Annotated in this window: 18 protein-coding genes; 9 read left to right on the top strand and 9 right to left on the bottom strand. The window is 30.7% G+C overall.

The window, feature by feature from the left end:
- Positions 1–505: 505 nt before the first annotated feature.
- Genes VOI54_RS17005 through VOI54_RS17015 form a run of 3 tightly spaced genes read right to left on the bottom strand, consistent with a single transcriptional unit; the run spans position 506 to position 3,657 of the window.
- Complete coding sequence (locus tag VOI54_RS17005) at positions 506–1,129, bottom strand: response regulator (protein ID WP_326284403.1); 624 nt, start codon at positions 1,127–1,129, stop codon at positions 506–508.
- 29 nt (positions 1,130–1,158) lie between these two features.
- Positions 1,159–2,916, bottom strand: a complete 1,758-nt coding sequence (locus tag VOI54_RS17010; protein ID WP_326284405.1) for a sensor histidine kinase — start codon at positions 2,914–2,916, stop codon at positions 1,159–1,161.
- 15 nt (positions 2,917–2,931) lie between these two features.
- Entirely contained in the window at positions 2,932–3,657 is a 726-nt protein-coding gene (locus tag VOI54_RS17015) for a hypothetical protein (protein WP_326284407.1), read from the bottom strand.
- Positions 3,658–4,622: 965 nt separating this feature from the next.
- Between VOI54_RS17015 and VOI54_RS17020 the strand changes: the two genes are divergently transcribed.
- The 3 genes from VOI54_RS17020 to VOI54_RS17030 all read left to right on the top strand — a co-directional run bounded on the left by VOI54_RS17020 (position 4,623) and on the right by VOI54_RS17030 (position 7,440).
- Entirely contained in the window at positions 4,623–5,039 is a 417-nt protein-coding gene (locus tag VOI54_RS17020; protein WP_326284409.1) for an OsmC family protein, read from the top strand.
- A 233-nt stretch (positions 5,040–5,272) separates the two neighbouring features.
- Entirely contained in the window at positions 5,273–6,220 is a 948-nt protein-coding gene (locus tag VOI54_RS17025) for a helix-turn-helix domain-containing protein (protein WP_326284411.1), read from the top strand.
- A 119-nt stretch (positions 6,221–6,339) separates the two neighbouring features.
- The gene (locus tag VOI54_RS17030) at positions 6,340–7,440 is read left to right on the top strand and encodes a TlpA family protein disulfide reductase (protein WP_326284413.1); all 1,101 of its coding nucleotides are present in this window, start codon (positions 6,340–6,342) and stop codon (positions 7,438–7,440) included.
- A gap of 275 nt (positions 7,441–7,715) precedes the next feature.
- Here VOI54_RS17030 and VOI54_RS17035 read toward each other — a convergent pair whose 3' ends face one another.
- Positions 7,716–8,675 carry a Fic family protein gene (locus VOI54_RS17035; RefSeq protein ID WP_326284414.1) on the bottom strand — a complete coding sequence of 320 codons (960 nt, stop codon included), beginning with the start codon at positions 8,673–8,675 and terminating at the stop codon, positions 7,716–7,718.
- Between the two features lie 196 nt (positions 8,676–8,871).
- On the opposite strand from VOI54_RS17035, the gene VOI54_RS17040 reads away from it, so the two are divergent.
- From VOI54_RS17040 to VOI54_RS17065, 6 genes are all read left to right on the top strand, one after another.
- Positions 8,872–9,570: a response regulator transcription factor gene (locus tag VOI54_RS17040; protein ID WP_326284416.1), complete on the top strand. Its 699-nt coding sequence runs from the start codon at positions 8,872–8,874 to the stop codon at positions 9,568–9,570.
- Between the two features lie 84 nt (positions 9,571–9,654).
- Positions 9,655–10,353, top strand: coding sequence for a response regulator transcription factor (locus tag VOI54_RS17045; RefSeq protein ID WP_326284418.1), 699 nt, complete (start codon positions 9,655–9,657; stop codon positions 10,351–10,353).
- 94 nt (positions 10,354–10,447) lie between these two features.
- Positions 10,448–11,686, top strand: a complete 1,239-nt coding sequence (locus VOI54_RS17050; protein ID WP_326284420.1) for a hypothetical protein — start codon at positions 10,448–10,450, stop codon at positions 11,684–11,686.
- A 26-nt stretch (positions 11,687–11,712) separates the two neighbouring features.
- On the top strand, positions 11,713–12,654 hold the full coding sequence (locus tag VOI54_RS17055) for a hypothetical protein (protein ID WP_326284422.1): 942 nt from the start codon (positions 11,713–11,715) through the stop codon (positions 12,652–12,654).
- 29 nt (positions 12,655–12,683) lie between these two features.
- On the top strand, positions 12,684–13,163 hold the full coding sequence (locus VOI54_RS17060; protein ID WP_326284423.1) for a hypothetical protein: 480 nt from the start codon (positions 12,684–12,686) through the stop codon (positions 13,161–13,163).
- A 201-nt stretch (positions 13,164–13,364) separates the two neighbouring features.
- Positions 13,365–16,559, top strand: a complete 3,195-nt coding sequence (locus tag VOI54_RS17065; protein ID WP_326284424.1) for an FISUMP domain-containing protein — start codon at positions 13,365–13,367, stop codon at positions 16,557–16,559.
- 61 nt (positions 16,560–16,620) lie between these two features.
- On the opposite strand, the gene priC is transcribed toward VOI54_RS17065, so the two are convergent.
- The 5 genes from priC to VOI54_RS17090 form a co-directional block, all read right to left on the bottom strand.
- Positions 16,621–16,938 carry a primosomal replication protein PriC gene (gene priC, locus VOI54_RS17070; protein WP_326284426.1) on the bottom strand — a complete coding sequence of 106 codons (318 nt, stop codon included), beginning with the start codon at positions 16,936–16,938 and terminating at the stop codon, positions 16,621–16,623.
- A gap of 12 nt (positions 16,939–16,950) precedes the next feature.
- Positions 16,951–17,766, bottom strand: coding sequence for a relaxase/mobilization nuclease domain-containing protein (locus tag VOI54_RS17075; RefSeq protein WP_326284428.1), 816 nt, complete (start codon positions 17,764–17,766; stop codon positions 16,951–16,953).
- Between the two features lie 34 nt (positions 17,767–17,800).
- Positions 17,801–18,325: a mobilization protein MbpA gene (mbpA, locus tag VOI54_RS17080; protein ID WP_326284429.1), complete on the bottom strand. Its 525-nt coding sequence runs from the start codon at positions 18,323–18,325 to the stop codon at positions 17,801–17,803.
- A complete protein-coding gene (locus tag VOI54_RS17085; protein WP_326284431.1) occupies positions 18,315–19,163 on the bottom strand; it encodes a DUF8464 domain-containing protein in 849 nt (282 codons plus the stop codon). The genes mbpA and VOI54_RS17085 overlap by 11 nt, the downstream gene beginning before the upstream one ends.
- 199 nt (positions 19,164–19,362) lie before the next feature.
- The gene (locus tag VOI54_RS17090; RefSeq protein ID WP_326284432.1) at positions 19,363–20,568 is read right to left on the bottom strand and encodes a primase-helicase family protein; all 1,206 of its coding nucleotides are present in this window, start codon (positions 20,566–20,568) and stop codon (positions 19,363–19,365) included.
- Positions 20,569–20,578: the final 10 nt, after the last annotated feature.

The following is a 20,578-nucleotide window of genomic DNA, read 5'->3' on the forward strand; positions in this document are numbered from 1 at the left end:
GATTTTTTTAACCTGAGACATCTAAGTTTAATACCTTAAAGGCAAATAAAAGATAGTTTACTATAAGCTATCTGTAAACGCTTATAGTTTTCAATCTACATACGTGTAGTCTTTGGATTACTTTTAAATATGTTTTCATACCTCAACTTTATAGTGATGCTATATGAATTGATTCAAAGTGTCTTTGTTTGTAATGACATTATAACAAAATTATAGTTAAGTTGAACATCTATAATTAGGGTCTATATTATTAAAACAACTTTCTTTTTTGGTTGATTTTTTTAAGTAAATACAAGGATTAATGTAGCAAGCTGAACTACAGGCAAATATTATTAATTAAAAAGGACATATGAATTACCCCCTTTACTCAAAATCTTTAAAACTGTAAATTGTTTTAAGAAATAATTGTCATTTTTTTAGTTAGTATGTAGAACTGAAGACTAAACCCTTTATCAGTGTTTATTTGATGCTTTAACAACAATCATTAGAATAAGACGCTTATTATTTAATATACTTTGCTAAAAGAAATTAGCTCTGTAAAGTTTGATACCTCTAACTTTTCAAATATTCTTTTTTTATATGTACTCACAGTTGAGACTCTTAATCCCAACCTATTCGCTATTTCAATATTTCCTTCTCCTTTTATTAAATACATATATACTTCCAATTCTCTTTTTGATAAATTCTCAAGAGGATTTATTGATTTTTTATCAATAGATGCTTTTACAATTTTGTTAACAATATTGTCTGTATAATAACTCCCGGTATTCAATATGGAATTAACAACTTGTATGATTTCATGCTCTTCACTTTGCTTATTTAAATAGCCATTAGCTCCTGCCATAATATATCTGCATGCATAAACTTCTTCTTCAAAAGCGCTAAACATTAATATTTTAACCTCTTGTTGAATGCTTCTTATTTCTTGAACCATTTTTGCTTTTTTTCCTCCCGGAATATCAATATCTAATATTATTAAATTGACATCATTTTCTTTTAAAAAGTGTATAGCTTCTACATAGTTCCTAACTGTATAAACCTTCAAATCATCAATATTATCTTCTAAAATCATGCTTACACCTGTTCTGACAACAAAGTGATCATCCACTAATAAAACCTTCTTTAACATAATCTTTAATTTTAATATACATACTTAGTTTATTCAAAAACAAGCACTGCATTATTAGCTAAATATTCTTTTTTAATAACATCAATTACTAAATTAAATCTAACAATAGTTCCTTCTCCTTCTATACTCTGAATATCAATATGCCCACTAAACAATTCTATGATTTCCTTACATAAGTTTAACCCCAAACCTACACCTAGATCATTAACGTTTTCTGAAATTACACCTTGGTAATAGGGTTCAAAAATATTCTCCAAATCGCTATTTGCTATACCAATACCGTCATCTTTAATTAGAACTTCCAGACTTACTTTATCATTTGAAATTGGAACCAGATTTAAGGTTATTATTATTAAACCATTTTCAGTAAACTTATTAGCATTTCCCATTAAATTATGAAAAATCTGATGAATTTTTGGAATATCGGTAAATACTTCAAAAGCTTCACTTACATGAGAGTTTATTTGGATCTCATTCCCCTTATTCTCGATCAACAGTGCTATAGTGGAAATTATTTGGTCTAACTCTGTTTTAAGATTGACCTTTTTCTTTTTTAATTGAAGCTTTCTTTTTTCATTTTTATAAAATTCCAATATTTGGTTTGTCATAAGCAACAGTGAATTTGCTGTATATTCAATACCTTTAAAACTCTTCACAATATCAATATCTTTAACGGCTTTACTTATTTTATTACTATAAATGGAAATTATTTTTAATGGTGAACGCACATCATGACTTAACATATTCATTACTCTATTTTTAAAGTTTAAACTTTGTGTTATTTTATTTTGTGCGTTTGTTAATTGAGTTTCATACTGGAATGCCATACGGGTGAAATTAAAAAGCACAAATGATATGACTATCATCAGCAGAATTAATATTATTGAGGCATAATTTCTAACAACTTTTATAGAGTAAAATTCATTTAACAAGGTTTTTTGATTATTAGCCTGAAGCATACTTAATGCATTTGTTAAATTGGAGAGTACTTTTTGACTTAGATTAAACAACTGATTATTTAGTGTTATAACCTCTAAGTTTTTATCTCTTAAACTTAAAAAAGAATATTTTAAATTCTTAAATTCATTTTTATAATAATTGTTTGTTGTTGAAAATAATTCAGCCATTTGTTCTTCTATACTCCCGGATGACGGCTCATCTTTATACTTCATGGTAACCGTTATCTTTAATCGTTCTTTTTGAACATCGGCTTTTCCTGCAATAGCCTTACCTACTCTGGCAAACAAACCTTTACGGGAAACACTATCAATTTCTTCTTCATAATTAACATCTATACTACTTAAAATAGAGTTGTATTCAAACGTATTAAACTTAAACAGATTTGAAATAGTTTCTGGTTTCAAATCTATTTGCTTATCCAAAATGGCATTAATTGTTGAATCTAAAGCAACTAAATCATGTTCTTCTTCATGTACACTTGCTAATATGCTTTTAAATACTTTATCGTGGTCAGAAATAATATTTAAACTATCAAGTATACAGGCCATTTCATTCAAAGCATATTTATATTTATTTAATGAAGCTTCATTCCCTTCTTCAATATAACCGTCAAAATGCTCTTGGGAATTCACAAAAAAACTATTGATATTATTAGTAAATTCTAATACTTTATTTATAGCTGATAAGTTGTTAAAAACCCCGGAAATTTCGTTTTCATTATCAGATTCATTACACCAAATAAGAGCAACCAGAATTTGCAATAAAATAATACTTACTAATAAAATGTAATGGCATATTTTTCTGTATTTGGGTTTTTTGTTTTCCATAAAATATAGAGGGCTTTATAAGTAATTATTTTCTCTTGTAATAGTCTTGTTATTAAATATGTTATTTTCAAAGCATTTCTTATAGTAATCAACAGCATCATAAACAGTATTGAAATTAATATCAAAAAAATGAGACAATCTATTATGAATCATTATTTTATATTTATCAATTGCCAAAATATCTTTATTTAAATCCTCAGCAATACAGGAAGAAGAAAGGCCTTTTTCTTCTAATAAGAGAAAAAATACTTTTTCTTGTGAAAACGTAAAAATAGTTTTAATGAAAATACGGTTCTTGACATACGTTGTAGTGTTATTGCATTTTACGAAGCTCTTGAATACTTGCATACTTATAACTTCATTATTATACTCCTTAATTGGTGTTAGAACAAAGCAAAAGTCTTTAATTTTACCTTTGTTAGTTTCTGGTATAACTTTTAATAATGAATAGGTGAAATTCTTATTATTTATATGAATAGGTAGAACTATTTCCATATGATAAATGCTATTTTTAACACGAAAAAACCTATTGTTTAAAAATTCTTCAAATTCTTTAAGAGCTTCTATAAAATACCCTCTAAAACAATATTTAATTAAAGCTGTAAATTTTTTAAAACTACAGCTCGTCACATTTGCATTACCAAAATTCAAACTTGCAAGGTCAAAAATTAAAGTTTCAACATTTAAATTCCATATAATTATTTCATCAGTAGCCAGACTTTCTTTCATTATAAATTCCATAATTATCCGTAGGTTTTCAGAGGTTATTTAATAAATAAAAGTATTATTAGTCTAACCTTTTAAATTTACCATATGTTAACTATAGCTGAACTACATAAAATATTCGTTGAAATTACTTTAAGCCCTTTAGTCGTTTTTTAACTAAAACTTAACATTTGATAAGAATTTTTGTTAAAAAAAACTTAAATATCCTTAATCAATCATAAAGAGCTACATCAACCTGAACTTGTTTCAGGTTCTCATTATAATAATTTAACAATCAACTTAATGTGATTCCGAAATAAATTCGGAATGACGCTAAAAAATAGCATTATGACACAAAACGGACATTCAAAAAAAAGGTGCAAATTCGGGACAATTTTAGATTATTTGCCTAGATATTTAGTTAATCCTTTCTCCGGTTTTAGATGAAATTTACTGTTCTACAGCCCATTTTAAATCCCTACTGGCTGTAGTCTGACTAATATTGTTAATAATCCTTACGGCTAAATTGGTTGTCCTTTATGATAGTATCACAAAGATATTAGATCTTACTAATGTTTGTTTTAAGCAATAGATCGTGAGCTCCTCATTATTTTGTTCAAGACTCAACATCAGGACTTGTAATCCAAACGAGAAGCGGAAATTATGAAATTAGGATTCGGATACATAAACCTATCCATAGGTACTTTAGGACATTAAGTGTTAATTAATTAACAAAATTCAGAAAATATAGTTCGAGTGCATGAATTCGAACGCCTATAACTAACAGAAGTCTAATATTTGTAGATAAATAAAAAATAAATTATTAAATTATTTTCTTATAATTATCATTTGTTTAGCGCTTTTTTGGAATAGTATTTTTTTAATGATTATGATCAATCACATCTATACTTTGTCTGTTTTTTGGAGTCATTGTTATACTTCAATATACCGTTTCAATTAAACGTATTATTTGACTACTATCTAAACACTAAATATGGCTAATGACTGAATTGAAAATTATATATAACAGTACGAAAGAATGCTTTGTGAAGCACAATCAATCTGATACAACCATTATTACCCAAACACCAAAAGAGTTTGGAGGTTTAGGAAATGAATTTTCGTCAACTGACTTATTAGTCGCTGCATTAGGAACTTGTTTAGCTACTTCAATAAGCGCAATTTTAAAGAGAAATAGTGTAGCATTAAAAGATATAGAGTTAGTAGTGAAAAAAGAGTTATCCATTAAACCAAAGGCAATAAAAGGTATCCATGTATATATACAGATTAATACATTGATTGAATCAAGTTTAGTACAAAAATTAGAAAGAGCAATAAAAAGTTGTCTAGTCTTTAAAGCTTTATTAATTAGACCCAAAATATATATTAAAACAAAAACCAAATCATTTGAAATATGATAAATAGCAATAGTAATGCTCTATTTTTGTTTAGCCGTCATACACAGTAATGTTTAAGTCTCAGAATATAAATTTGAAAAGTGATGTGTCATTTTAATTTTTAATTAATGCTTTCATATACTAATGTCATCTATATTATCATAGTATTTCAAGGGACATTACTGTCTTTTTTTATACTTAATTCAAATAAAAGAAAATCAAAAAGCAATAACCTTTTAGCAACAATCATTAGTGTGCTTTCTTTTCAGGTTTTAGGTCTTTTTTTAGCAGGTAAAGATATCGCTATTGATTTTTTTCAAAATATTAATTGCGTTTATGGTTTCTTATATGGCCCATTATTGTTTATGTATAGTAAATCAATTACTGAAAAGGATTTTAAATTAAAGCCTCAGTATTTATACCATTTTGCCCTATCGCTAATCGTTCTTACAACATCATTAATTTTTGGAAAGCACATTGTTCAAAACTATATTTATATACTTTACCCACTGCATATCTTGACATATTTAATACTTTGTTTTTTAGAGTTAGCGAAATATAAAAAAGCAATCAAAGACAATTATTCTAAATTAGAATCACTAAGCTTAAATTGGCTAAAATGGGTTTTAATAATCTTTTCATTCACTACAGCTTTAGATGTAATACAGTCTACGCTTTTCTTTTTAAATATAGAATTGATTCCAACCGAAAATTTTGTTTTTATATTAATCCTTTTAATAATAAACATTCTCTATTTCAAAGGCTTTATGTCTTCCAATAATTTAATTGGTTTGAAAGAAGAAGATATTGTACTGTCTCAATCAATGTCTTCTAGAAAAAGATTAAATACAACACTCAAAGAGAACCAAATAATAGTTAATAAACTTGAAGATCATATTAAAGAAACCCGAACATTTGAAAATCCAGATTTAACAATCACAACGCTAAGTCAAGAGTTGGGTATACCAAAAAGGACGCTCTCAGAGCTAATAAATGATTATTACGACAAAAATTTTGTGGACTTCATAAACACGCACAGAATTATTGAAGCAAAACGGCGATTCATGAATCCAAAAGATAATAAAGAAACAATTTTGGAAGTCATGTATAGTGTCGGGTTTAATTCAAAATCTTCTTTCAATACTGCTTTTAAACGAAAAACGGGCTTAACACCAACAGAATTCAAATCGAAGTACAAATAAAAGTTTTCATTTAAGTAGCGTAGATCACAACCCTTTTCTTTCAACTAAATAAGTCCACATTCGCGAATGAGAACCTAACTAAGAACTTCTGTGCCTATGTTTGAATAAAATCTTTAAATATGAAGTTTATTCAAACCACAATGTGCCTTTTTATATTGATAATAGGACAAATACATGCACAGTCCTCTCAAACAATTTTTAAGATCAAAGTACCATCTAATAAAGTTGAACATGTTCAAATCAAGAAGTATAACTATGATCAGGGTAAAATGGAAAAAATTAAATCATTCAACAATTTTTCTCAGTATCCGGATAATAAATTTACTAGCATATTCTCTGAACCTTCTATTTATTTAATTGAAACCAACACTGGCAAAAAGTTAAGAATAGCTGTTGAGAGAGAGGGGCTCATTGACCTAATAATTGACAATAAAATTAATATAAACTCGCAAAATGCCGTAGAGTCCAACTTTGAGCAAACCATTAAAACTCTTAACGAGAAGTATTTTGGAAAGTTGATCAAAGATTTAGACGTGGCAATGAAAACAAATGATAAAGCTAAACTTTTGAAACTAGAGATAGCAAAAGAAAAGATTTTGATAAGCTTTATAAAAGCTATGGAAGACTCCGTTCGAGATATGGGAGCTTCAGCTCAAGCTTTTGATGCATTGCAGTATTTTGATCTAAACAAAAATCTTGATTTTTTAAAAGAAATGAATATCGTATTACGTGATAAATATCCAAATAGCGGCATGAGTAAGTCACTTTCCGCTAGAATTCATAGAGCTTCAATAACTTCAATAGGAAAAGATGCACCTAATATTAACACGACACTGCTAAATGGTTCTAAAGTTAGCTTGAAAGATTTTAAAGGCATCTATCTGCTCATAGATTTTTGGGCATCATGGTGTCGTGCTTGTAGAATTGAAAACCCAAAAATTGTAGATATTTATAATCGATATAAAAACAGAAAATTTGAAGTTATTAGTGTAAGTATTGATAAAAGTCATAAGGATTTAAAGAAAGCAATCAAAATGGACAAACTTCCATGGAAACAGGTTCATGATCCAAATTATAGTATTTACAATCAATACCAGTTATCATCGCTTCCTTCAAATTTTCTTTTGGACAAGAACGGAAAAATTATTGCTAAAAATGTCAAAGCTGAAGAATTAGAAATGATACTTTCTAACGAAATTTCTTCTAGTAAAGATCAATAATCGATTAATTACTAAAGAAAAGCTCGAGAACATAAAGTAACGAACGACACAGAAAATATAGTTAAGATGTAACATTTATTCTTCATGTTTGTTGATTCATATAGGTTACTTCTCAATACAATATATAACTTTCCTTATTTTATAAGGGTTTAAGTAGTATGAGGTGTAAATATGACACAAAAAAATAGCTTCTGTTTTTTTAGCTTGGTAATATTTTCTTCATTTTCATTGTTAATAAATAAAATAGTGTTACCAATCAATGAACTTATACTTCATCATAATCTAAATTGATATTTTGTTAATCTTTTATCTCCGGTTTTAGACAGTATTTGTTGTTCTACAGCCCATTTTAAATCCCTACTAGCAGTTGCCTGACTTATATCTTTAAAGTTATGCAAATAGTCCTTACGACTAAATTGGTTGTCCTTTATGATATCTTTGTATAGTTCAATCCTATCTCGCGTTGTAAGTGTTCTGTTCTGGGTTTTCAATAGGTTTCCTAAGGCTTGAAGTATAATGTTTAGCATAAACTCAATAAATGGTGTTGAATGCCCCGATTTATCAGACATACTCAATACCTTATAATATTCCTCCTGATTTTCTTTAATCAGGCTTTCTACTGGTAGAAACTCAAATACCGGGTATTGTTGCATTAAAATTAATGTTTGCCACAATCTCCCCATACGTCCATTACCATCTAAAAATGGATGTATAAATTCAAATTCATAATGAAATACACAGCTTTTGATTAGTAAAATATCCTTATCTGTTTTAAGATAGTTAAATAAATCATGCATGAGACCCTTAACCATATCTCCACTTGGGGCAAGATGTTCTACTTTTGAACCTTTAACAATACCAACATTTTTAGTTCGCAGCTTTCCTGCATCTTCAATTAAGCCATGCAATAAAATGGCGTGAGCCTTTTCTAAGTCTTTTAATTTATTTGGATTGAACATTCGTAGCTGCTCATATACTTTTATAGCGTTTTGAACCTCCAAAATATCCTTTTGTGGTGCAATCACTCGTTTATTGTTTAAAAGTGCCGTAATCTGCTCTTCTGTTAGCGTATTACCCTCAATCTCTAAAGAGGATTGTATGGTTTTAATACGGTTCTTTTTTCTTAATTCGGTTGGTGGCTTATATAAATGAGTTGCATTTATTTCCCCTAATCGCTCAGAAATAGCTACAACTAATTCTAAAATGTTATCGGTAACCTGGTATGGTGGCTTCATTTACGATAGTATCATTTGATAGTATCGTAAAGATATTAAATCTTAGTAATGTTTATCAGAAATTGGGGTTAGTTTTTTGTTAACTTATAATTGACGGATTAATTATTTCTCACATAAACTGATTTTTAGAGCTTTATACCCTAAATGTTTTTGATTTTGTCAGACTATTACTAAATAGCATTATTCAACCAAATTAATGAGCCGTAAATCCAGTCATAAGGAAGAACAAGAATCCTTGCACAAATCAATTTATAAAATTGATACCCTTTTTAAACAGAGATTATCTTTGCAAGAGATTGGAGAGTTGTTACCTGGTACGTTACATTTAAATGCTCTTGACGATTTTTCTTTACAGTATTTTGACGAATCTGGAGAGGATGTTTATAAATGTTCATATGATGTAGTGAAAGCTGAAGGTTATGAAATTATGGATAAGGTCATACATCATAAAGATACTATAGCCATTTTGCCTCACCTTCAAAAATATGTCATAAACCAAGACGCTTCTTCCAACATAAGTTTTTTTCAAAGGTTAAAGGGTATAGGAAAGAAGCACTATGAATGGTATTTTACTAATTGCAAATTGTCAGATGTTGGGTTAGTTTCTATTACTCACGCAGTAAAAGACTTACGCAATCATGGAGCTATCATAGAAAAAGTATTAGAAGAACATACTTTTTTTAAAAAAAACTTTAAAAAATTTCAGTCTTTAACAAAACGAGAAAGAGAAGTACTCAAAGAATTGGCTATTGGTAAAACGGCTCCACAAATCTCAGGTGCGTTTTTTATATCGGTGAACACCGTTAAAACACATAGACAACGCATTTTTGAGAAGCTGGAAGTTAATACCTTTACTGAACTTTATAAATATGCATTTCACTTTGATTTGCTATAACAAAATACTAACATGTTAGTATTGTTTACTTATGAAAATTTGAGTTGATTACATTAATTACTTCAGTGAAGCTAAACCAGATTAATGAGTCGTAAATCCAGTCATAAAGAAGATCAAGAATCCTTACATAAATCCATTTACAAAATAGATTCCTTATTAAAAAAGAAATTGACTCTTGAGGAAATAGGAGACCTTTTACCTGGATCTCTACATGTAAATTCTTTAAAGGATTTTTCTGTGAGTTTCATGGACAAATCTGGAGAAAACATATACAAACATCCTATTGAAGAAGTTATTTCGGGTGGTGTTCCCATGTTACAAAAAATCATACATCCAGATGAATTTTTGAGTATTCCTCCTTTATTGCAAAAATATGTTGAACAAAAAGATAATACGAGATCATTTAGTTTTTTTCAACGTTTTAAAGCGGTTTATGGAAAACATCACGAATGGTATTTTACTAACTGCAAATTATCTCAATTAGGGTTAATTTCTATTACCCACCCTATCAAAGACCTGAGAAATCACGTTGTATTAATCGAAAAAGTATTAGAAGAACATACTTTTTTTAAAAAGCATTTTAAAAAATTCCAGTCTTTAACAAAACGAAAAAAAGAAGTTCTTAAAGAATTGGCTATTGGGAAAACCGCTCCACAGATTTCAGATGAATTTTGTATTTCGGTAAACACCGTAAAGACACATAGGCAACGGATTTTTGAAAAATTAGATGCAAGTACCTTTACAGAACTCTACAAATATGCTTTTCATTTTGACTTGCTATGATAAAATACTAACATGTTAGTATTGTTTCCCTCTTACTTAATTAATAATTTTGATTAGCTATTATCAAAAAGTCTGAACCTATATATTTTAAACATTGGAAGTAGAAACTCTATTTTTAAATAAACATAGTCATTTTTGTTTTCAAATAACAATGCCTTCGATTAAACGTAAATCACTAATAATCAAAATACTTTTTTTGCTTGGTTTTTCTATTTATTCCTTTGCTCAAGAAAACGATAAAATTTATTTATTAAGTAAAGAAGTTGTTGAAGGAAAAATATTAAGGGTTACGGCTGACCATATTGAGATTAACCCTTCAGGAAATAAACCGTTTTTAAAAATAAATCGAGATAATGTTTCTGTTATTATTTATAATGATAATACTGTTGTAAATTTTAATGAATCTAAAAATATAAAAACAACTTCAATTACAGAAGAGGAAGCAGATGAAGGTATTAATGAAAACCATGATAAAACAATATCTGTGAAAAAAGAAGGTGAGTATTTCCCAAAAGATGAAAAAGAAGTTCTTGGATTAGCAAAAAAGCACTTGAATAAAATCATTTCAGAAGCTGGTGATATAGAAGAAAGACCTAATGTACCTTATTCTTTTCCGAGTTTACTAACTAAAGAGTACATAAAAAAGAACAAAATCAAAATAATCACTACAAAATATTCACAGGTAGTACCACTGGTAACACCTACATTATACCGAAAGCACATTGAAACATGGGAATATGACCAGAATGGTAATTTAATTCAAGAATTGGAAACAATTAATGAAAAAATTGAAAGTAAAGATAGGTATGAGTATGACTTTCAAGAAAGAATAATTAAAAAGAAAAGGTATAGTAGTGGAGGATTATTAGGTGGAGAAAGAACAGAAATAGCGCAATATAAGTATAGTGGAGACACTACTTTTATCAGAGAGTTCTACAGAAAAAAATTAAGCTATTTAACAATAAATTATAAAAACATAAGTGTGAGTATTAGTCCAAAATATAAAAGTGTTGGAACAAATGTGACAAAAAAATATGGCCATAAATATATAGAGAAAAGCTTTTATAAATCAGAAAAAGAAACTCCAAGGTCTAACACTTATGAATATCAATATAAAATTCAAAATGGGAGATTGCTAGAATATTATAATGGATATTTTAAGTATGTGACAGATTTTAAATATGATAAAAATGACAGATTAATAAAAATATCAGAGCATAAAAAATCAGAAAAAGGAACATATAAAATATCATACAATTCAAAGGGACTGATTAAAAAAACCGATGATTCTTACTACGGGGTACGTGCTTACGAATACGAATTTTACGATTAGCCTATGAACTATAAAAATTGATTAAGATGAATAAAAAATATTTTACGGTTATACTCTTGCTATTATTTGGTTCAATATTTATAGGTGTTGGCCAGAATTCAGATAAAATTTATTTAAAAAATAAAGAAGTAATAAACTGTAAAATCCTTAGAGTAACAGAAAAGCATGTTGAAATTGACCCTGAAGGCTCAAAACCTTTTTTAATGATTGATAGAACGGAAATTAATATTATAATCTATCAAGATAATACCATAGTGTCATTTAATGAAGAAGACAATAATAGAACTAATAAAGTTAACAAAGCATCTATTTCAAATAAAAGCATCTTGACTGTTGATAGTAAAAGCCTAAGACCACATGGAATAAGATCTGATGGGATATACATTGCACGAGAGCCATTCAAATTAGATAAACAGGGAAAATCTCTTGTAGGAGCTTTTACTGGTGCACATGCATGGTGGCCAATCTTTGCTATAAAAAGTGAAGGTTCGTCAAGAGATCGTATTTATTTTGCATTTATTACAATGAAATATAATCAATACAAAAAAATACAAAGACAAAATTTATCATCTACATCATTTGAAAATTTAAGAAATTCCATTTTAAGCGATCAAAAGATTAGAAGTGCTTTACTGTCCTCAAAGCATGATAATTACAAATATGATTACTACTATGTTCACGATAATGGTGTTCCATATCTATTTGTTTCTACCGGAAGTTATTTTTGGATTTTAGGAGAGCTTAAAGCTCTAGAAGATGGTTTAGTAACTTCTAATATTTACTGGGTGTCTGATACACCAAGTTTAATCAAGTTGACTGCTACTGCTTTACTTATAGATTCAGATATCAAAGGAGCTTCTAGTAAAAAAGCAATCACTAATTTATTAACAAAAGAGTCTACTAAAAATGAGATTGAGGCAAGAAGATATAGCATACCATTTGAGTTTATTCCAGTAAAAGTTAATTAGCGTGAAAACAGTAATTTAAATATTATGGAATGAAAAAACTTATTTTATTATTAGCTTTATGCTTCTCACCTTTTTTAAAAGCTCAAGAAAAAGTACCATGTAAAATTACATTGAAAGATGGTAAAACAATATCCGTTAGTCATTTTGGACATTTAACTTGTGGAGGGCGAGTAGACAAACATCCCTATAAAAATTATATGAGAGTATTAGGGGTTTATGAAGGACAAAATTTAGATATTAGAAAGTATAGCACGATAAGAAAAATTGAATTAATTGATTTTTATAATAGTCCTGAGCGCGGATATGGGTCTAAACCCGAAAAAAGTATTATAAAATTTTATAAAAAAGACGGAAATGTTTTTACACTCCAAAAGGCTTTTTTAAATAATAACTGTTATGGGTCTCCTGATCGCTTTAATCAAATAAGATTAATTGTATTAAATCCTATAACGGAAAGCAGAGGTGAAATATTAGTTGATATTAAGAATATTAAATACATTCATTTTTAAAATATTAAAGCTAACAAGCCTAATGCCCTAACATGTCCATTTTTAGGTAATCCATTAATTATTAAACGATTATAATAACCTTTTCTCGAAAAGAAGTTTTTCGTTTTTGTTAAATATTTAAATTAGATTTCTCCTACAGCTATCAATAGTTAAAACAACCCAAAATTTTCGAGAACTGAACCTAATTAAAACTAATCAATTATGAATTTCAGGATTAAACACTCCTTATTCGTCTTATTATTTATTATTCTCACTACTTGTTCGAAAGATGAATCTTCACAACAAAAACCACAATTTAACTTAAACCTGCAGGTAAACCCAATAAAAGGTGGTACAATAGCTCACGATTCAGGAACATTTGAAGGAGGTACTGAGATATTTCTAAGAGCTACACCTTCAGAAGGATATGTTTTTAAAAAATGGACCGGTGGAATTACAGGAACAGAGAACCCCATAAACTTTTTTATTGATAAGGATTTAGATATTTCAGCTGAATTTCAATTAGATCAGAATTCCGAAAATTTTACACTTTCTGAAAACACATATATAATTGACGAAAGAATCATGGATGATTATTTTGTAAGCCTCGATACAATTGACTTCACTTTTGCTTTTAAAGAAGACATTTCTGATATACTTTTTTTAAAACCAAACGATATTTTAATTGGAACTAAGGAAGCGGGGTTTTTAAGAAAAATCAAAAAGATAACTAAAAGTAATAATCAAGTTATTCTAGAGACTGATTTTGTCACAATTATTGAAGCATTTGAAAGGTTAAACCAACAAACTCAATTAAGCCTTGTTCCAAACTTAGATGGTGATGAATTTTGGTTAGATGAAGGAATAACTATATCATCTGGTAAAACTTCAGGGAAAAATAATAATAGAATTTTGAATTTTACAATTTCAAAGGTGTTATTCGACGCCGATGGAGATAATACAAGCGTGAATGACCAATTGAGGATTTCTGGGGACTATTCACTTACACCTACTTTTGGAGCGGATATACAATTAAACGGTAACAATTTTGAAAAAATAGAATTCGATGTCATCTATAACAATCAACTGAGTTTAACTGCTCATGTAGGTGGTACAATTGAGAATTCTGTAGAGAAGAAAATTGGTAAAATCCCTTTTGGTTATGTCACTGTGGGTCCTGTAATAGTTGAGCCTATAATTGAGTTTTATGCAGGAGTTAACGTTGAGCTTAATGGTAGTATACAATTTGGAAGCAGTCAAGATTATCGAGTATACACAAAAATAACCACTCAAAATGGCAATAATTGGCAAACAGAAAAGAGCATTATTAAAAACACAGAATTTTTTGAGCCTTTGGTAAATTTGGACGCAGAGGCTAAGGTATATTTTAAACCTGTCCTTAAATTTAGAATTTATAAAGTTCTGTCTCCATATGTTGATGCAGAGATATATGGAAAAGCAAAGGTAGAGTATCCATCTCCATTTAAGTACTTAAATCTACAAGGGTATAATGGATTTAATTTTGGTTTTGGAGTAAAAATGGGAATTTTCAAAAAGACTTTATTCGATTATCACTTTGACGCATATAGTGAGGAGGATTTAATTTTGGACAAGCAGATTCAGTTATTTAGCGACATCGTTTTCAATCCTAATCTTACATATGGTACGCTTAATGACATAGATGGAAATACATACAGGACAATAAAAATCGGAGACCAAACATGGATGGCCCAGAATTTGAAAACAACTAAATATAATAACGGTGATGAAATACCTTATTTAGTTGATAATAATTCTTGGGTGAATACACAAAGCGGAGCTTACAGCAAGTATGACAAAAGAGTTTATGGTAATTACTATAATAGATATGTAGTAACCGATGAAAGAAATGTTTGTCCAGAAAATTGGCATATTCCAACTAAAATCGAATGGGATAGGATGATTAACTTTTTGGGAGGAAGGTACGAAGCAGGCAGTGAGTTGAGAGAAACTGGTACAAATCACTGGTCTACTAATGATAATTCAACAAATAGTAGTGGGTTTACAGCACTTCCTGTGGGTCTTCGTTCCAGTGATCGTAATCGGGGGACACATCATGAATATGATGGTCAGTTTTTAAATCAAGGAGAAGGGGGGCAGGATAAATTAGGTTCATGGTGGACAGGTAGTGCTAAGAATAGTTCCGATTATTTTACTAAATCACTTTTTATGGAACATCCATCCATTGAAGATAATATATTTGATTCTACTAACTCTGACCCTAATGAAGGTTATTGTATAAGGTGTGTTAAAGATGATGAAAATGGCTCGAATGACAGTGATAATGATGGGGTGGCTAATAGTAATGATTTTTGTCCTGAAACTCCTGAGGGAGAAAATGTGGATGACAGGGGGTGCTCTTCTTCTCAATACCCTCAACTGGTGTCGTTACAACCATCTCAAATTACAGATAATAGTGTTCTCTTAAAAGGGCAAGTAGTTATTAATTCTTCTTATCCCGTTAAATTATTAGGTTGGCAAATAGCAGCGGTTGAATCAGGAGCCTCTTTAAAGCATGAATTATATTATGACGAATATAAAACAGGGACTATTTCAAAGACAATAACTGGTTTGAAACCAAATACTGAATATTGGTATAGAGTATTTGCATATGATAATTATAATGAAGATTTCTATGGAGGGGATATTTATTTCACAACAACTAACAACGGAAATACAGGGACAGACTCCGATGGAGATGGCGTTAGAGACGATATAGACCAATGTCCTAATACCCAGTCTGAAACCACTGTAGATTCTAATGGTTGTCCTATTACTTGGGACGATGATGGGGATGGATTATCAAATGAAATTAATGACTTAATCCCAAAATATATTCTTGATGAAATGATTAACTTGGGAATGCCAATACATACAGGCAATAATCCTCCTAACATTGAAAACTCATATTTATCATCCCCTAATATATTATTTTCAAGTAATATTTCTAATGATTTAATCGGTAGGCCTATGAGCGACTCTAGGATTAAATTCTATAGTCAGGATAACTCTAATTTAACAGTACAAGTAACTAATGAGGAAGAAGGTACTTTAACAACTGGCCTTGGTAGTTTTATAGCTGGAAATAATAATAAATTTACGGTATTTGCTGAAACTTCATCAACCGATGTCGACACTGGAGATATGGCCAAAACTGTACTTGTTTATTCTGGTACGCTGACTACAGGAGGAATAGCTGATTTACACACCTCATATTTTATGATTGATAATAATGGTAATCCTAATGGTAAATTTATAGAAAATGGTGAAGGTAGAGTAATCAAAGATTCGGATGGTTTTTCAGAGTTCATTGAAGCTTTTAGCAAGTTTATAAATGTTAAGAAAACAAATTCTTTTAAGAGTGGTTTTGCTAATTGAACCATTTATAAAATCATTAATTAAACTATATAAAACTTAATCACTTTGTTAGTTAGTAAACTTAAATTATGTAATAAATATGTACTAAAAAAAATCCAGATACCAAAACCGATAAAATAAATACAACAACCGCCCAAGTAGGATATATTTTAGCATCCTCAATCTTGCTGTTAAATCTCCTTTCAAAATTTTTAATCTCGTTTAAATGCGATTGCATCTGCTGTTGATGTTCTTTGATTATGCTTTTGTATTCTGATACGTCTATTTGGACTTTGGTATCATGTAACTGGTTATTGATTGTTTCCATTTTTTCTATACTGGTCTTAAAGTCATCCAGTTCATTGACCAGTAATGCTGTTAAATCCTCTAATTTTCCCATGATGTTTATTGTCTAATATCCGATTCCCTGTTGTATGGCTTTTTTAACGATGAACTTGGTTATTTTTAATACGATGTTTGGGGTCAGGTCAACTACTTTTCCCGCTAGTTGTACACTCTTTATGTTTTCCTTCGAAATCCTGTTTCCGTCTATGCCTGCTATTTGCTTGCCTATGTTACCTAATGACATCTGGCGGTGTACTTCACTGCCTTTGAGGTTATGCCCATCAAATTTAAATCTAAAGCCCTGTAATTTATTTTGGTTGTTTATACTTGGTATCACCTTAACGCCATTGGCTTCCATAGACTTTAGGTAATCATCAAAGGATTTGGGCTGAAACAGTTTCATGGTCAGATCATGCCGGCGCTTTATCTCTTCCCGTATTTCCTTTTGGTTAAACTCTTTTTCCAGTTGTACTTGCCTTACGGTGGTCAGTCCCATTTGTTCGGCTGTTTTTTCTGCTGCTTGTTGGCTGCGCTTGCCAATGAAGCTGTCATTATAGGCCTGCCCTTTAAAATCTATACGATTGACATATAAATGGATGTGTTTGTGTTCCTTATCCTGATGCACAAAGGCTATGGCCTGTCGCTCTCTGAGTTCCATTTCTTTTAGAAATTGTCTCGTTATGTTTTCCAGTTCTTTTTTGTTTAAGTCCTTACCATCTTCTATGGTGGGGCTTATGACAAATGAGAGGGTATTTTTTGTACAATGGTGATTCTGCTCTTGTATCATTCTGAATTCTTCTGTGATTTCTGTCGGGGTTTCGCCATATAGATAGTCCTTTAATATGACTTCGGCTTCTTTCTCCTGGTTCCATCCATAGGACATGGATGCCCTAGTGATATGCTTTTCCCCTTCCCTATCATGCTTGTAATTTTTTAAGGTGATTTTTGATTTCTGCTGCCAATTGGTATACCGTTTCTGTGAGTTTGGGGTTTCGTTTTCTGTACATATTCCCTATGGATTTAAAATTGTTATGGTATTTAATGAGCATCTTGTATATTTCTATATGTTCATCTGTCATACGCTCTACGATTTCTTTTCCCAATACGCTTCTTCTTATATATTCGCTTAAGCTCAAACCACTTCTATCGGCTTTGATTTTTAGGAGTTTCTTTTCAAAGGCTGTACATCGAAATTTTACGAGGTCTCCCTTGCCCTTAAACACTCTTTTTACTTTGCGACCTTCGGGAGCAAACGAGTTTGTGTCCACAGACACACATCTCGAATTCCTCCCCAACGTCAATTTTGTTTCCGATGCGTCCGTTTTTATATCCAAAGGGATGGCATCTGACTTTTGTAACTGCTCGGTCGGAATTTTTAAGTACTGTGGTATGTTCTGTTCTGGCATCCACTGTAAATCGTCTTTTGTCAACTCACCTTTCATTTCTTAATAATTCGTTTAGGTCTTTATAATGTTTATAACTCGCGCTTTGGTCTTTGATATGTTTAAATTTTTTGGTCAGGTAATGTGATATGTTTTGTCCGGCAGCATCGTTGTCTAAATAGAGTTGTACTATTTCATAGTTGGTTGTGTATTGTTCAACGTCTTTTATAAATGCTGTGGAATTTAATATGAGTATATCCGAAGTGTGCAATTGGGCGTTGTTTAATACGGCCAATGACATCAGGTCAAACATGCCTTCCATTATTATCAGTTGGGAGTGTCCTTGTTTTATATAAGTGTAGGTTTTGGGGCTGCTGCTGTTTTTAAAGATTTTGTTCCGTAGTTCCCAGCCTCCAAGAATATTTTGTAATCCTATGGCGAAATAGGTTTTGGTTTTATAGGTGTACCAAACTTCTTTGCAGTATAATTTTGCTATGGCTAATGGAATGCTTCGGGTCTGTAAATAGTGTATCAGAGCAGGGTGTTGTATCTCTTGAACTTTTGTAATTGTAATGCCCGCGGTTCTTTGCTGAATAATGGGTTGCTGTTGAAAAGAAAAATGAGAAATTTCATTGTTTAAAAACTCCAAGGCTTCTTTTACTGTACATCTTAGAATCCTGCTTACCAAATCTATGACATTACCCCCTATTCCCATTCCGTGATCGTACCACCTATTCCTAGTCAAAGAGACTTTAAAAGAGGCTTGGGTTTCTGACCTGAAAGGACTTAGAAACCAAGCTTCTTTTTCCGTTGTCCGATTGGGAAAGTGCCCGAGTTTTTCCAGGGCCATTAGCACGTAAAAATTACGGGCTGTTTCACAGTTTATCTTTCTTTTCATAAGCAAGTGTGTTTTAGGCTATTTTTTGATGATTTTCCCTGTAAAGCCTTATCAATACTAGCTTTGACCCAGCATCATTTTTTCATCGTTTCATCATTTTTAGTTTTTATCTCTATTATGCTGTCATCATTATTTTTTTTGATGACAGAATGATGACGGTTTGATGACAACCGTAGCATCAATAAATACATGTCTTCATCTATTCTGTCATCGTTTCATCAAAATTTTGGACTAAAAAATCCTTTTGAACTGTAAAATACCTTCCTTTGGCGTCTACCATAGTCATATCGCCATCAGTCCAAATCACAAATTTTTGATAGCTATTTGAATTATCTTTATTGGTCAGTTGCCAGTCCTTTTTTAGCAAGCGGCGTAACTGTGTTAAATCTGTTTTTACCCGGGTTCTATTGAGAGCCAATAATGCATCCATTGGGCAGAGATCTACTGCTTCTAAATCAAACTTTTCAATCACATCCAATAAAATACTGGCCAGTTCCTTTTCTACCCGATTACGGTTATTCTGTACCAACTTGGTCAGGGCTTTTGTTTTTATTTGATTTGGTGTAAACCACATACGGGTTACATGTTCTGAATGCATCTTACGGTTCGCTAGAAAATGCAGAAATGCTGGTATTTCTGTTATCAAATTTTCTAAGAAATGGGTATCTTCTTTGTCCAACACTGGTACTTTTATAACCCAGAACCGGGTTTCATTGGCATCTATCTTTATAAAGTTATCTTCATTATTACTACAGAGTATAAACTTTCCAAAAAATTCAACTTCCCGCTTGTCTTTTCCTTTCGCTTCCAGTTTGTTGATATTGGTTGTGCTCAGGTATTTTATACGTTCGGTCAGTTCTTCTTTGTTGAACAGGACTTCATCAATGCATATTAAGAGTTTATTGGCCCAATCTGCGTTGAACTGGCTGCTGAAACTATCATTGGTCAAATAAGTGAGGTTGTTCTCAAATATTTCCTTGAGCCATTTTAAAAAGGTGCTTTTTCCTGTGGAACGTTCTTTGGAAACCAAACATAAAATGGGTAGTACTTGTATGGGCTTTTGATATAATAATTGTAGATAATCCAACCCCAATTCAAAGTGCTTTCCGAAAATATGATTTACAAACTTTAGGGAGTTTGAAACAACACCCTCCTTGGGAGATTTCCCTAGTGGGTAATAAATATTATAGAAGCCCAGATATTCCTGTTTAAAATCTATATGATTTGGAATACAGGTGAATCCATCATATTTGGGTATTTTGCTTAGGTGGTCCTTGCCATGGTCTTGTTTGATAGTTTCCATATTCCAAGGCACTAAGATTTCATTAAAATGACCTGCTATGGTAGGTGCCTTGACTTTTTTATAATAGGATGTACCCACACGTATATATGGTATCTGTTTCATGTTAATAGTT

It is taken from the genome of Alterotamlana spongicola (assembly GCF_035818475.1).
Lineage (GTDB): Bacteria > Bacteroidota > Bacteroidia > Flavobacteriales > Flavobacteriaceae > Cognatitamlana.

What these genes read in the sequence shown, in the direction of transcription:
- VOI54_RS17005 (WP_326284403.1), bottom strand. Translation starts at nt 1,129, where the DNA reads ATGTTAAAGAAGGTTTTATTAGTGGATGATCACTTTGTTGTCAGAACA.
- VOI54_RS17010 (WP_326284405.1), bottom strand. Translation starts at nt 2,916, where the DNA reads ATGGAAAACAAAAAACCCAAATACAGAAAAATATGCCATTACATTTTA.
- VOI54_RS17015 (WP_326284407.1), bottom strand. Translation starts at nt 3,657, where the DNA reads ATGGAATTTATAATGAAAGAAAGTCTGGCTACTGATGAAATAATTATA.
- VOI54_RS17020 (WP_326284409.1), top strand. Translation starts at nt 4,623, where the DNA reads ATGACTGAATTGAAAATTATATATAACAGTACGAAAGAATGCTTTGTG.
- VOI54_RS17030 (WP_326284413.1), top strand. Translation starts at nt 6,340, where the DNA reads ATGAAGTTTATTCAAACCACAATGTGCCTTTTTATATTGATAATAGGA.
- VOI54_RS17035 (WP_326284414.1), bottom strand. Translation starts at nt 8,675, where the DNA reads ATGAAGCCACCATACCAGGTTACCGATAACATTTTAGAATTAGTTGTA.
- VOI54_RS17040 (WP_326284416.1), top strand. Translation starts at nt 8,872, where the DNA reads ATGAGCCGTAAATCCAGTCATAAGGAAGAACAAGAATCCTTGCACAAA.
- VOI54_RS17045 (WP_326284418.1), top strand. Translation starts at nt 9,655, where the DNA reads ATGAGTCGTAAATCCAGTCATAAAGAAGATCAAGAATCCTTACATAAA.
- VOI54_RS17055 (WP_326284422.1), top strand. Translation starts at nt 11,713, where the DNA reads ATGAATAAAAAATATTTTACGGTTATACTCTTGCTATTATTTGGTTCA.
- VOI54_RS17060 (WP_326284423.1), top strand. Translation starts at nt 12,684, where the DNA reads ATGAAAAAACTTATTTTATTATTAGCTTTATGCTTCTCACCTTTTTTA.
- VOI54_RS17065 (WP_326284424.1), top strand. Translation starts at nt 13,365, where the DNA reads ATGAATTTCAGGATTAAACACTCCTTATTCGTCTTATTATTTATTATT.
- priC (WP_326284426.1), bottom strand. Translation starts at nt 16,938, where the DNA reads ATGGGAAAATTAGAGGATTTAACAGCATTACTGGTCAATGAACTGGAT.
- VOI54_RS17075 (WP_326284428.1), bottom strand. Translation starts at nt 17,766, where the DNA reads ATGTCCTATGGATGGAACCAGGAGAAAGAAGCCGAAGTCATATTAAAG.
- mbpA (WP_326284429.1), bottom strand. Translation starts at nt 18,325, where the DNA reads ATGAAAGGTGAGTTGACAAAAGACGATTTACAGTGGATGCCAGAACAG.
- VOI54_RS17085 (WP_326284431.1), bottom strand. Translation starts at nt 19,163, where the DNA reads ATGAAAAGAAAGATAAACTGTGAAACAGCCCGTAATTTTTACGTGCTA.
- VOI54_RS17090 (WP_326284432.1), bottom strand. Translation starts at nt 20,568, where the DNA reads ATGAAACAGATACCATATATACGTGTGGGTACATCCTATTATAAAAAA.